12 protein-coding genes are annotated in these 13296 nt (G+C 64.4%); 7 read left to right on the top strand and 5 right to left on the bottom strand.

The window, feature by feature from the left end; translation table 11 throughout:
- Positions 1-135: 135 nt before the first annotated feature.
- A complete protein-coding gene (gene treS, locus ACFI9K_RS00600; RefSeq protein WP_462661722.1) occupies positions 136-2316 on the bottom strand; it encodes a maltose alpha-D-glucosyltransferase in 2181 nt (726 codons plus the stop codon).
- Between the two features lie 243 nt (positions 2317-2559).
- Between treS and ACFI9K_RS00595 the strand changes: the two genes are divergently transcribed.
- The 6 genes from ACFI9K_RS00595 to ACFI9K_RS00570 all read left to right on the top strand — a co-directional run bounded on the left by ACFI9K_RS00595 (position 2560) and on the right by ACFI9K_RS00570 (position 8453).
- Complete coding sequence (locus ACFI9K_RS00595; RefSeq protein ID WP_462661721.1) at positions 2560-3123, top strand: Pro-kumamolisin, activation domain family protein; 564 nt, start codon at positions 2560-2562, stop codon at positions 3121-3123.
- A 245-nt stretch (positions 3124-3368) separates the two neighbouring features.
- Positions 3369-5213: a molecular chaperone DnaK gene (gene dnaK, locus ACFI9K_RS00590; RefSeq protein ID WP_462661720.1), complete on the top strand. Its 1845-nt coding sequence runs from the start codon at positions 3369-3371 to the stop codon at positions 5211-5213.
- Complete coding sequence (grpE, locus tag ACFI9K_RS00585; protein WP_462661719.1) at positions 5210-5857, top strand: nucleotide exchange factor GrpE; 648 nt, start codon at positions 5210-5212, stop codon at positions 5855-5857. Before dnaK ends, grpE begins: the two co-directional genes overlap by 4 nt.
- A 31-nt stretch (positions 5858-5888) precedes the next feature.
- A complete protein-coding gene (gene dnaJ / locus ACFI9K_RS00580; protein ID WP_462661718.1) occupies positions 5889-7064 on the top strand; it encodes a molecular chaperone DnaJ in 1176 nt (391 codons plus the stop codon).
- Positions 7064-7480 (top strand): heat shock protein transcriptional repressor HspR, encoded by a 417-nt coding sequence (locus ACFI9K_RS00575; protein WP_462661717.1) that lies wholly within the window; start codon positions 7064-7066, stop codon positions 7478-7480. Before dnaJ ends, ACFI9K_RS00575 begins: the two co-directional genes overlap by 1 nt.
- Positions 7481-7706: 226 nt before the next feature.
- Entirely contained in the window at positions 7707-8453 is a 747-nt protein-coding gene (locus ACFI9K_RS00570; protein ID WP_462661716.1) for an FAD-binding oxidoreductase, read from the top strand.
- Positions 8454-8470: 17 nt separating this feature from the next.
- Here ACFI9K_RS00570 and ACFI9K_RS00565 read toward each other — a convergent pair whose 3' ends face one another.
- Together ACFI9K_RS00565 and ACFI9K_RS00560 are read right to left on the bottom strand one after the other, a co-directional pair.
- Complete coding sequence (locus ACFI9K_RS00565; RefSeq protein WP_462661715.1) at positions 8471-8875, bottom strand: MarR family winged helix-turn-helix transcriptional regulator; 405 nt, start codon at positions 8873-8875, stop codon at positions 8471-8473.
- On the bottom strand, positions 8872-10287 hold the full coding sequence (locus tag ACFI9K_RS00560; RefSeq protein ID WP_462661714.1) for an MFS transporter: 1416 nt from the start codon (positions 10285-10287) through the stop codon (positions 8872-8874). Before ACFI9K_RS00560 ends, ACFI9K_RS00565 begins: the two co-directional genes overlap by 4 nt.
- A 154-nt stretch (positions 10288-10441) precedes the next feature.
- Between ACFI9K_RS00560 and ACFI9K_RS00555 the strand changes: the two genes are divergently transcribed.
- Positions 10442-10672 carry a hypothetical protein gene (locus ACFI9K_RS00555; RefSeq protein WP_462661713.1) on the top strand — a complete coding sequence of 77 codons (231 nt, stop codon included), beginning with the start codon at positions 10442-10444 and terminating at the stop codon, positions 10670-10672.
- A 1-nt stretch (position 10673) separates the two neighbouring features.
- Here the strand turns inward: ACFI9K_RS00555 and rsgA are convergent, their stop codons facing one another.
- Together rsgA and ACFI9K_RS00545 are read right to left on the bottom strand one after the other, a co-directional pair.
- Complete coding sequence (rsgA, locus tag ACFI9K_RS00550; protein ID WP_462661712.1) at positions 10674-11690, bottom strand: ribosome small subunit-dependent GTPase A; 1017 nt, start codon at positions 11688-11690, stop codon at positions 10674-10676.
- A 142-nt stretch (positions 11691-11832) separates the two neighbouring features.
- Positions 11833-13281: an alpha,alpha-trehalose-phosphate synthase (UDP-forming) gene (locus ACFI9K_RS00545; RefSeq protein ID WP_462661711.1), complete on the bottom strand. Its 1449-nt coding sequence runs from the start codon at positions 13279-13281 to the stop codon at positions 11833-11835.
- Positions 13282-13296: the final 15 nt, after the last annotated feature.

Here is a 13296-nt window from a genome sequence, read left to right as displayed (position 1 = left end):
GGCCGAAGAGGCTCGACGGACACATCCGGCCTCGGAGGCTGCGGACGTGTCGGCCGAGGTCTGTTGGGTGTCGGATCGTTCGGTTCTTCGGCCACGGTGCTGCAGTCTATCCGGCCGAGGTGACGGGTCGCCGACTCAGCGCAGCACCACCGCCACGCCCTCGTACGGTCGCAGCGTCATCGGGAAGCTGTTCAGCTCGTCCACGGTCGCGATCTCGTTGTCGTCGTACACATCGATGGCGCATGTGCCCGGCACCAGGTGCTTGGACTGAATGGTTGCGCTGATCTCGTCGGACGAGAAGTTGAGCACCGTGGCCTGGATGATTCCCTGGCTCAGCTCGTGCACCATGACGAGCAGTCCCTTGTGCGAGACCGTCGGAATGTCGATCTGCTGCGCCGTGGCGATACCGAACCGCTTGCGCAGCTCGATGATTCGCGCCAGTTGGCGTGCGAACGACTGTGGGTCGGCCAGCTGCTCGGGAAGCGATCCGTACAGGCTGCGTCCGCGGGGGATACCGGACTCGGAGCGGACTGCTTCGGGGAAGTACCCCATCAGATCGTGAGCGCCACGGTTGATCCACCGGGTGTCACCTTCGCGGATGAGGTCGTCTACCTCAGCGGCGTCGATGGGCAAGATGCCCAGCAGATCCCAGCCGGACAGGGCGAACACACCCGGCTGCCACGCGTTGTACATCGCCAACAGCAGGTGGGCCCGCTTGACCGTCTCGATGTCCGCCTCGTCCATTCGGTCGAGATCGCGAATGCCGAGGGATGCGGTGATGACACTTGCTGTTGTGCAGGCAATTCCGTTGGTGGTGAACGTTCTGTTGTACGGTGCCCAGCGCCCGGTGAGGCGATCGGTCAGCTCCCCGCGAATGCGATCGCCCAGGTCGCAGCCCTTGACCGTCTCGCCGCCGTAGGTGAACTCGTCCTCCGCATGCAGGGTGGCGAAGTGAATGAGCTCGAACGTCATCTCGTCGTGGTTCTGCAACGCGTGCACCAGCGATGCCGTATCCACTCCGTGATCACGGGCCAGAGTCATGGTGAGCCTGAGGAATTCGGTGTTCCCCATGACGAGGGCGTGTTGGTAGGCCGGGCGATTGATGAAGTCGTAGGACAGGTCGGCACCGTTGGTACCCATGGCCTTGATGTCGTCGATCGTCAGGTTCAACTCCTGGAAGGTGAACCCGCCCATCTTGCGCACCACGCTGGCGATCAGGTGGTTCGCGGCCTCGGACAGTGGATGACCCTCGGACCAACCCGGTCCCTCCACCCGGCGTTCGACGCCGAGAAAACCGTTGGCGTCCAGGCGCAGTGCGCCCGCACCCAGATCCGCGATCGAGTGACACGCGTCGCCGATCACCAATCGCATGCCGGCGAAGGATGGGTCGAGCCAGTTGATCGACGGCTGCCCGGACTTGAAGTAGTGCAGGTACACCCAACGGCGTTCGACGCCGTCGATGCCGACGACGGGAGGTGTTGCGCTCCAGTTGGTTTCCTTCACGCCGAGCTCATAGAAGATCACTCGCTGCAGCTGACCGATGATGTAGCCGGCGCGGGCGAGATTGGCCTCGGCCTCGGCGTCGATGTTCTGCGAATCGGCACCTGCGCGCACTCGCGGCAGCAGATGCCAATCCTGAGGTTCGATCTCGACCATGTGATAGATGCCGGGGTAGTCGGCCACGGCCATTTCGGCCAGGCGGAAGTCGGCACCCTTGCCGGTGTGGCCCGGGACGATGTCGTCGATGACGATGCCGTCGTACGCCGAGGCCACCACGCAGAGCCGTCGGAACTCTTCTTCCGAGCCGAACGCGGGATCGATCTGCATACCGATGCGGTCGAAGTGGCCGTCGACCGACGGGGTCGGCCGCCAACCGTGGATACCGCCTGCCACCTTCACCGGTCCGGTATGCACTGCGGTGACGCCGATTTCGGAGAACGCTTGCCACAGCTTTTCGTCGCCGAGGGTGCTCAGGAAGCTCGTCTGTGGAGCGTTGATGACCGAGATGGGATACGCGGTGAACCACACCGGTGCGCGCTCGACGGCGGCGCGGGGATCTGGATCGGCATAGGGGTTCTGCCACATGCTGCCCTTGCCCGAGAGTTGCTCGGCGATCAGCTTGGCGTCGCGCAACATGGACTGCTCGGTGAGCCAGTCCACGTATTCCGGGTTCGAGGCAACCGGTTCGCTGTCGGGAGTGGGGCTGTTGCTGCGGTTGGCGCGGCGCACCGAGGGACGAAGTGGTTTCGGCCGAGCCGGGTAGAACTTCTCGTCGTAGGTGATCTCGCTCGGTTCGTGTTGCACTTCGGGATCCATGTGCCTCCGTAGCCTCGCTTTTCCTCAACCCTACGTAGGGCGCGGCCGATCCGCAGGGTTGTGGTTCCCCTGTTCGCCGAACGGTGAAACCTTCCCCGCGGACCGGTGAAACCTACGCCGAACTACATCGATGTCATTCATCGGGCCGTTTTCCTTCGATATGCGAACGTCATCGAATCGAGACCGCCTGGTGTGGAATGTCTGATTCGGATAGGCCATAGTGAGTTGAGTACCAACTGCCCCATGAGTCACATCAGACCCATGGGTCACATTCCCCCTCAGCTACAGGAGTTGTCCATGCGACGTCTTGCCCGCACATCGATCCTGGCCTCGACGGCCGCCCTGGCCGCCGGCATCGGTGCGGTCGTCCTCGTACCCATGGCCTCGGCCGAGGAGCCCGCGACCGAGCCCGCGCCCGCGATGCCTCTGGGCTCCGCAGTCCTCGAAAGCCCCGACCTGGTGGTCTCCATGGCCGCTGTCTGCGACACCAAGGCCGACAAGGCACCCGATGGCGGCTTCGCCGCGCTGGAGGTCAAGGTCACGAACAAGGGCAAGGACGACGCGTCGAACGTCAACGTCAACTACGGCGCACTGCCGGGCGTCCAGGGCCAGAACAACGAGAAGACCATCAAGGCAGGCGATGCGGCGACGTACACCGTGCCGTCCGCCGACCGGGAATGGGTCGCTCGTCCCGCCGGTGCCGCGGCCTTCGCCAGCGCGCTCGACGCCGACTTCATGAACAACATCACCGCCGGACTGCTCAGCGTGAACTGCATCCCCGAGCCTGATGAGGAGCCTGCAAAGTAGTTCCGGGTCTCGACTTCCCTCCCGCTGCGCCGCGACGATCCCCGTGATCGTCGCGGCGTACTGCTGTGAAGGGGGGGCGCAGTCGCTCCCGGGAACAAATCAGCCACACCCTCCGTTGTGCAGGTCAGCAGCCTTGAGTGGATGAGGCTCAAGTTGGAAGTTGACGGAGAAGATCCCGTTGTGCAAACTTGAGCGGAGTTCGCTCACCCAGGGACTGAATCCACGCAATAACAGGAGGAAACATTATGGCTCGTGCGGTCGGTATCGACCTCGGGACCACCAACTCGGTCGTGTCCGTCCTCGAGGGCGGCGAACCGGTTGTCGTCGCCAACTCCGAGGGATCACGCACCACCCCGTCGATCGTCGCTTTCGCCAAGAACGGTGAAGTGCTGGTCGGCCAGCCCGCGAAGAACCAGGCGGTCACCAACGTCGATCGCACGATTCGTTCCGTGAAGCGCCACGTCGGCACGGACTGGACCGTCGAGATCGACGACAAGAAGTACACCCCTCAGGAAATCTCCGCGCGCACGCTGCAGAAGCTCAAGCGCGACGCCGAGGCCTACCTGGGTGAGGAAATCACCGACGCGGTCATCACCGTTCCCGCGTACTTCGAGGACGCACAGCGTCAGGCCACGAAGGAAGCCGGCCAGATCGCCGGCCTCAACGTGCTGCGCATCGTCAACGAGCCCACCGCGGCAGCTCTCGCATACGGCCTGGACAAGGGCGACAGCGAGCAGACCATTCTCGTGTTCGACCTCGGTGGCGGCACGTTCGACGTCTCGCTGCTGGAAATCGGCGACGGCGTCGTCGAGGTTCGTGCGACGTCCGGCGACAACCACCTCGGCGGCGACGACTGGGACGAGCGCATCGTGACCTGGCTCGTCGACAAGTTCAAGGCTCAGAACGGCATCGATCTGACCAAGGACAAGATGGCGCTGCAGCGTCTGCGCGAGGCCGCCGAGAAGGCGAAGATCGAGCTCTCCTCCGGGCAGAGCACCTCGATCAACCTCCCGTACATCACGGTCGACGCGGACAAGAACCCGCTCTTCCTCGACGAGCAGCTCAGCCGCTCGGAGTTCCAGAAGATCACCTCCGACCTGCTCGACCGCACCCGTGCGCCGTTCCAGGCAGTGGTCAAGGACTCCGGCATCGCCGTCAAGGACATCGACCACGTCGTGCTCGTCGGTGGATCGACCCGTATGCCCGCAGTCTCCGAGCTGGTCAAGGAGCTCTCCGGTGGACGCGAGCCCAACAAGGGCGTCAACCCGGACGAGGTCGTGGCCGTCGGTGCTGCACTGCAGGCCGGTGTGCTCAAGGGTGAGGTCAAGGACGTTCTGCTCCTCGACGTCACGCCGCTGTCCCTCGGTATCGAGACCAAGGGTGGCGTCATGACCAAGCTCATCGAGCGCAACACCACCATCCCGACGAAGCGTTCCGAGACCTTCACCACCGCTGACGACAATCAGCCCTCGGTGCAGATCCAGGTCTTCCAGGGTGAGCGCGAGATCGCCTCGCACAACAAGCTCCTCGGTTCGTTCGAGCTGACCGAGCTGCCCCCGGCCCCTCGCGGCGTCCCGCAGATCGAGGTCACCTTCGACATCGACGCCAACGGCATCGTGCACGTCACGGCCAAGGACAAGGGCACCGGCAAGGAAAACACGATCAAGATCCAGGACGGCTCCGGCTTGTCCAAGGAAGAGATCGACCGCATGGTCGCCGACGCGGAAGCTCACGCAGACGAGGACAAGGCTCGTCGCGAAGAGGCCGAGGTCCGCAACCAGGCCGAGTCCCTCGTGCACCAGACGGAGAAGTTCGTCAAGGACAACGAGGACAAGGTCGACGCCGAGCTCAAGGGACGCGTCGAAACCGCCATCGCCGACGCCAAGACGGCTCTCGCGGGCAGCGACATCTCGGCAGTCAAGACCGCCGTGGAGAAGCTCTCGACCGAGTCGCAGGCTCTCGGCACCGCCATCTACGAGGCTCAGGCCAAGGAGCAGGGCGGCGCAGAGGGTGGCGCGCAGGCCGCTGACGACGGTGTTGTCGACGCAGAGGTTGTCGACGAGCCCGCCGACGACACGGACAAGAAGTGACGTCGGAGAACACCGAGCAGGAACCGGTCACTTTCGTGGACAAGCGAAAGATCGATCCCGAGACCGGTGAAGTACGGGAAGGTGACGCAGTTCCGGAGCCCCTCGCGGGCACCGGCACTGCGCCCCAGCCCGGCTCGGTGGACGAAGGGACCGTCGATGCCGAGGTAGTGGAAGATCCGCGCGACACGCAGGTTGCAGAACTCACCGCAGATCTGCAGCGCGTGTCGGCGGAGTACGCCAACTACCGTCGCCGCACGGATCGGGAAAAGCAGACGGGAGCGGAGAATGCGAAGGCGTCCGTCGTCTCCCAGCTGCTCCCCGTCCTGGACGATCTGGAGCGGGCTCGCCAGCACGGCGATCTCGAAACCGGACCGCTCAAGTCCGTGGCCGACAAGCTGGCGGGGGTGTTCTCGAACATCGGTCTGAGCACCTTCGGAGCCGAGGGCGACGCCTTCGACCCGGCCATTCACGAGGCCGTCTCCCATGAGGGCGACGGCAGCAATCCGGTCGTCGGCACGCTGATGCGTCCGGGCTACAAGCTCGGCGAGCGTGTGCTGCGTACCGCGATGGTCGGCGTGGTCGACAGTGCTGGCGAGAACACGGCAACACAGAAATCGGACGCACCTGCGTCCGACGAGCAGTAAACAGAGATAGCGCGAGAGGAGGAAACGCCCGGTGAGCCAGCGGGAGTGGATCGAGAAGGACTTCTACAAGGAGCTGGGCGTTTCTTCCAGCGCATCTGCAGAAGAAATCAAGAAGGCGTATCGAAAGTTGGCGCGGGACAACCATCCCGATGCCAATCCCGGTAACGCCGCGGCCGAGAACCGGTTCAAGGCGGTCAGTGAGGCCCACGCCGTTCTGGCCGACCCAGCCAAGCGCAAGGAGTACGACGAGGCCCGACGGCTGTTCGCCTCGGGTGGGTTCGGAAGCCGCGGCGGCGGTGGATTCTCGCCCGGCGCAGGCGGATTCGGCGGCGGCGGTCAGACCTTCGATGTGGGCGACATCTTCGGCCAAGGCGGCGGCGACGGCGGAATCGGCGACCTGTTCGGTGGCTTGTTCAACCGCGGTGGCGCGCAGCAGCGCACGCAGAGCAATCGTCCCCGACGCGGCAGAGATGTCGAGACCGAAACCTCGCTGCAGTTCCGTGAGGCGGCGCAGGGTGTCACGATTCCTCTGCCTTTGACCAGCCCGTCGTCGTGCACCACGTGTCACGGCAGCGGTGCCAAGCCCGGAACCAGTCCTCGCGTGTGCCCCAAGTGCAACGGGCAGGGTGTGGTGAACCGGAACCAGGGTGCGTTCGGCTTCAGTGAGCCGTGCGACGACTGCCGCGGCACCGGATCCATCATCGACGACCCGTGCGTCGACTGCCGTGGTACCGGAGTACAGAACCGCACCCGCACCATCACCGTGCGAGTGCCGGCCGGCATCAGCGACGGTCAGAAAGTACGGCTCGCAGGTCAAGGCGAGGCCGGGCTACGCGGAGCACCGTCCGGAGATCTGTTCGTCACCGTGCGGGTCAAGCCCGACAAGGTGTTCGGTCGCAACAACGACGATCTGACCGTGACCGTTCCGGTGAGCTACGGCGAGCTGGTGCTCGGCACCACACTGTCGGTGCCCACTCTCGACGGTCGCGTCGGCGTCAAGGTGCCACCGGGAACCGTCGACGGCCGGGTGCTGCGGGTACGCGGACGCGGCATTCCGAAGAAGTCCGGACCCGGCGACCTGATGGTGACCGTCAAGGTTGCCGTCCCTCAGAAACTCGACGATGCTGCTACCGACGCTCTGAAAACCTATTTGGAAGTCGAGAAGGCCAGCGGATTCGACCCGCGGGCCGGGTGGGCTGGTGTGTGATGTCGGTGCCTCCCGAGGGCGGCTCTGCGAAAGCGGCAGGCGGACAAGCTGATCCCGACGCCCAGATCTTCGTGATCTCGGTGGCGGCTCAGCTCGCCGGTATGCACGCGCAGACGCTGCGCACATACGACCGACTGGGCCTGGTCATTCCGCACCGCACCACCGGCGGTGGGCGACGCTACTCTCCGCGGGACGTCGCTCTGCTTCGTGAAGTGCAGCGACTCTCGCAGGACGAGGGCGTCAACCTCGCCGGAATCAAGCGCATCATCGAGCTCACGAATCAGGTCGAGGCCCTGCAGTCTCGCATCAGCGAAATGGCTCAGGAGTTGGCTACCGTGCACGCGAGCTACCGACGCGACCTGGTGCCGATTCAGCGCAATGCCCTCGTCGTCTGGAAGCCGAAGCACCAGCGCTAGGTTCGTTCTCCGCGTCATCCGCTCACTTTCTCGCAAACGCGCGCGCATTTGTCAGGTGCGCGCGGATTCGTTCACTATTTCGCGAGCGTTCAGCAAAGGCGCGCGCGGATTCGTTCACTATTTCGCGAGCGTTCAGCAAAGGCGCGCGCGTTTGCGCACCGGTACCGGCATCGGCGAACCGCGCGCGTTTGCGAGACACCCCGTACCGACGCCTATCCTGGTCGCCATGCAGGGGTGGAAATCGACAGTCGTTCAGTACCATCGCCTTCGGAACGACCTCGCGGTGGTTCGGCTCGAGGGCGCCGCGATTCCGTTCCGGGCCGGGCAGTCGGTGTCGGTCACGGTTCCCCAGAACGCTGCACTGACGCGGCGCTACTCGCCCGCACTGCCACCCTCGCTCGATGGCAAGCTCGAATTCCATGTTCGCGCGGTGCCGGCGGGCTGGGTCAGCGGGGGGATAGTCAACGAAACTCGGCCAGGGGATGTCTGGCAGATCAGCGATCCGCAGGGCGGTCTGCATGTCGACGATTCCGGTCGCGATGTCGTGATGATCGCGGGCGGCACCGGTTTGGCACCGCTACGGGCGATTCTGTTGGATCTCACGCGCTGGGAGCAGCCGCCGAACGTGACGCTGTTCTACGGCGGTAAGTCGCCTCGTGATCTGTATGCCGGGGACATGCTGTGGTTGATGGCCTCGGAACTGCCGTGGTTGACCGTTGTTCCCGTCGTCGATCAATTGCACGAGCCGTGGGCGTCGGATCGATGGAACGATCGCATACACGCCGAAATCGGTTCGACCACAGCCTTCTTCGAGCCCGAGCACTGCTGGGAAGGCAGTGTGGCCGACGTCGTCGCCACCCAGGGGCCCTTCCCGGATCGCCAGATCCTGGTGTGCGGATCCCCGGGTATGGAAGCGGCGACCGTGCGCGCACTCGTCGAGACCGGTACCCCACCCGAGGACATCCGCCGCTGAGGCGCGTTGTCGAACGATCAGGGAAGCTGCAGAATCCGTCGCAGATGCGCGAGATCCTCCGCAGGGATCGCCGTGAATTCCGGCGGCGGGGCGTCGGCGATGGTCCTGGCTTTCTCGGCGAGCGTGCGACCGGCGTCGGTGAGTCCGATGATGCGGCGTCGGCGATCGTCGGGGTCTTCGGTGCGGATCACCAATTCGCGTTTCTCGAGCTCGCGCACGTTGAGCGACACGTACGGCGCATCGGACGCGAGGATGTCGGCCAGTTCGGTCACTGTTCGGTCACCCGCGAGGAGCTTGGTGAGCAGCTTCGCCCGCAGGAAGCTCATGCCGGTGGCATCGGCGACGGCCCGTCGGGTGTCGTGCTTCTCGAGCATCAGCGTGCGCATCTCGCGCCAGACGAGCGCCGCCTCCGAGGCGGTCATACGAGCACCGGCTGGTCGATTCGATCGGCGGTCGCCCGAGCCCACCGGCCGGTGGTGACCACAGCAAGAACGGTGACCACCACGCCTGCGCCCGCGATGACGAACCACGCGGGCACTGCGGCAGCGGTGAAGCCGTCGGAGATCTCACCGACGATGCTCGCGGTGACGATCGACCCGACGACGGCCACACCGAGCGATTGACCCACCTGCCTGCTGGTCGACGCGATGGCGGACGCTACTCCGGCTTGGCTGCGCGGCATTCCGGATACTGCAGTATTGGTGATCGGGGCGTTCACCATGCCGAAGGAGATTCCGAAGATCACGTACGCGGCTGCCAGCCACGCGAACGACGTCGTCGGAGTCAGGCGGGTGAGCATCAGCGCCGAGGTCACGAACCCGATTCCCGCGACGAGCAGCGGAATGCGCGCACCCAGGGTGCCGACGAGCCGCCCGGAGACCGGCGCGAAGATCAGCGTCATCAGGGCCATCGGCAGAGTGTAGAGACCGGCATGTAGCGGTGAGTAGCCCCGCACATCCTGCAGGTAGAGGGTGTTGAGGAACAGGAAGCCGCCGAGGGAAGCGAAGGCGCACACGGCGATCACCGTGGCTCCGCTGAACGGTGCGCTGCGGAAGAACTTCAGCTGGATCAACGGTTCCTCGATGCGCGATTCGACCACCAGCAGGCCGACGAGGGAACCGAATGCCACGGCACCGGTGAGGACGATCAGCGGCGATCCCCATCCCTTCGCGGGACCTTCGATGATGGTGAACACCAGCGACGCGAGGAACGCGAAGATGAGGAATTGACCGGCCGGATCGAACTTTCTCGCATGTTCGGCTTTGGATTCGGGAACGAACTTCAGCGTCATCGCCAAGGCGAAGACCCCTACCGGGACGTTGATCCAGAAGATGGATTGCCACCCGGCACCGGTGACGAGAACGCCGCCGAGGGCAGGGCCTGCCGACATCGAAATTCCGACGACGGCACCCCACATGCCGATGGCTCCGGCACGTTCTTTCGGGTCGGTGAAGGTGTTGGTGATGATCGACATGGCGACGGGGTTCATCATCGAGCCGCCGACGGCCTGCAGCATGCGGAACGCGACGAGCCAGCCCAGCGACGGTGCGAGGCTGCACAACAGGGACCCGAGCACAAAGGTTCCGGTGCCGATGAGGAAGAACCGTTTGCGGCCGTACTTGTCGGCCATCGAGCCGCCGAGCATCAGCAGAGATGCCACGACCAGCGTGTATGCGTCGATGATCCACTGCAGACCTGATACCGACGCGTTCAGGTCGGTGCGCATCGACGGCAGCGCCACGTTGACGATCGTGTTGTCGGTACTGACCAGAAACAGACTCAGACAGCAGATGCCGAGAACGAGATACCGGTGTCGCCGAGTCAGCTCGGTCATGGACCCCTCCGCACTATTGCTTGTATATCTACAACTGTTACATGACTACTCCTAACTTGTTCGACGAGCAAGTGACAGCACGTCGGGCCGTGCCCGATAGGGTGTGTGTCACAGACTTGCTCGAACCCGCTCGCTCGCTGAATGGAGAACAACAGTGGCTTCCGAGATCGCACCAGGCGACCTGGTTCAGGCGTCCGGGCATGCCGGCCCGTGGAAGGTGCTCGAGATTCGTCAGGGCTTGGCGTTGCTCGAGCACCACGACGGGCATCGGCTGTCGGTCCGCACCACCACGGTCGAGGTGGTGCGCAAGGCGTCGAACAGCGGGGGTTCGAGCCCTCAGGCCGAGGCAGAGGGCGAGAGCCCCTCACTGTTCGACGAGAGCTGACCTACCTCGCGGTGCGTTCGGCTGCGTACTTCTGGCGCAGCGACTTCGAGATCTGCTTGTACTCTCGTAGCTTCTCGCTGCGAGCTCGGGCGTCGTGTCTCGAACTCGCCCAGGCGTTCTCGCGCAGTAGCTTTCGGTAGTTGCCGAGTCTGCGTTCGGTGAGGTCTCCCGCATCGACGGCGGCAAGCACCGCGCATCCAGGCTCGTGTTCGTGCGCGCAGTCCCCGAACCGGCACAGTGCGGCCAGTTCATCGATGTCGGAAAAGGTGCTCGCCACAGCGTCTTCCGATCCCTGGACGCCCACCGACCGCAGGCCCGGTGTATCCAGCAGAACGAGGCCTGCGGAAGGAATCGGCACCAATTCTCGATGGACCGTCGTGTGCCTGCCTTTGCTGTCGGCCACTCGGGTGGCACCCGTGGCAAATGTCGGGCCGCCGAGCAGAGCATTACCGAGAGTCGATTTCCCGGAACCCGACGGCCCGATCAGTGCAACTGTTCCGCGCAGAACTGCTGTCAGCGAGTCCATTCCGGCACCCGACTCCGCGCTGGTGCTGCAGACGGTGACACCCGGCGCTGCAGAATGCACGGACTCTTCGTCGACGCGTCCACTGTCCGTCTTGGTGATCGCGATGACGGGGACGCCGCCGCTGCCCCAGGCGAGGGTGATGTAGCGCTCGACGCGACCGAGGTCGAGGGCAGTGTCCGACGCGACGGTGACCACGACGGTATCGACGTTGGCCCCGAGAACCTGTGTGTCGGAGGTGGATCCGGCCGAGGCGCGTTCGATGGCCGTCCGGCGGGGAAGGATGTCGATCAGCCGGAACGATGTCGCATCCAGGGTGACCCAGTCGCCGGTGCACAGATCACTGCCGGTGCAGCGGACGATGCCGTCGTCGGTGACGGCGTCGAATTCACCGCGGTCGACGCGTACTACGCGGGCGAGAACCGAAGTGTAGGAGAGCTGTTGGAATCGGTCACGCCAATGTTGGTCGAGTCCGTAATCGAGTAGTGAAGACATGCGAGAAGTCCTTCGATGAGGAGGTGTGAGGGCGCGGGGGCGTTCTCGTCCAGGTGGCCACGATGCCCACCTCCTCACTTCTCGAATGCAAAAGAACCGTCGACGGCAAATTAACAGCCGTCGACGGTCCGAGTAAAGCGATTTATCTGCTGAGGTCGGTGCCCTCGGCCGGTTGTGCCAGCGCGGACAGGAAGGATCGTGCCCAGCGGTCGACGTCGTGCGCCAGCACCTGCCGACGCATGGCGCGCATGTGGCGCTTGCCCGCCTCCGAATCCTGCTCGAGTGCGCCGATGATCGCGTCCTTCACGCTGTCCAGGTCGTGGGGATTGCACAGGTACGCCTGACGCAGTTCTGCGGCAGCGCCGGTGAATTCGCTGAGAACCAGAGCGCCGCCGAGATCGCTGCGGCACGCGACGTACTCCTTGGCGACCAGATTCATGCCGTCGCGCAGGGGAGTGACGAGCATGACGTCGGCGGCGACGAAGTAGGCGAGCAGGTCCTCGCGAGGGATCGGCCGGTGCAGGTAATGCACCACCGGGTGGCCCACTTGGCCGTACTCGCCGTTGATGCGCCCCACCTGTTGCTCGATCTCACCGCGCATGGCGACGTAACTCTCGACGCGTTCGCGGCTCGGCGTCGCCAACTGGACGATGACGTTCTCGGCCGGATCCACTCGACCCTCTTCGAGCAACTCTCGAAAAGCGTTGAGCCGGACGTCGATTCCCTTGGTGTAGTCGAGTCGATCGACGCCCAACATGATTCGCTTCGGGTTACCCAGATCCTTGCGCAACTGCTTGGCGCGGTCTCGGACGGACTTCGAGCGTGACCTTGTGTCGAGATCTCCGGAATCGATGGAGATGGGGAACGCCCCGACGCGTACGGTTCGGAACCCCACCTGGACGACGCCGAGCTTGGACCGCACACCGACGGTTCCGCGTGAGGTGGTTCCCCCGGCGAGGCGTCGGGCAAGGTAGAGGAAGTTCTGCGCACCGCCGGACAGATGGAAGCCGATCAGGTCGGCACCGAGCAGTCCCTCGACGATCTCGGTGCGCCACGGCATCTGCATGAACAGCTCGATCGGCGGAAACGGGATGTGCAGGAAGAACCCGATGGTCAGGTCGGGGCGCAGCATCCGCAGCATCTTCGGGACCAGTTGGAGCTGGTAGTCCTGAATCCAGACCGTCGCGCCCTGGGCTGCCGCCTCGGACGTCTTCTCGGCGAATCGGCGATTGACCTCGACGTACGCGTTCCACCAGGCGCGGTCGTATTCCGGTTTGACGATGACGTCGTGGTAGAGCGGCCACAGGGTGGCGTTGGAGAACCCCTCGTAGTACTGGGTGTACTCCTTCTCGCTGATCGGTACCGGTCGCAGTTGCAGGTCGTCCTCGACGAAGGGCTCGACGTCGACGTCCGAGACGCCGACCCACCCCACCCACGCGCCCTTGTTGGCACGCAGGATCGGCTCGAGGGCCGTGACCAGACCACCGGGGCTTCGCTTCCATCGCGTGCTCCCGTCGGGGAGCTTTTCCAGATCGACCGGCAACCTGTTGGCTACGACGACGAAATCCGAACCCTGCGAGGCGTCAGCCACAACTGTCCAATCCGC

The organism is Rhodococcus sp. PSi06 (genome assembly GCF_054960675.1).
The sequence above is the reverse complement of the archived record's forward strand: the minus strand, read 5'-3'. Positions and strand labels throughout refer to the sequence as shown.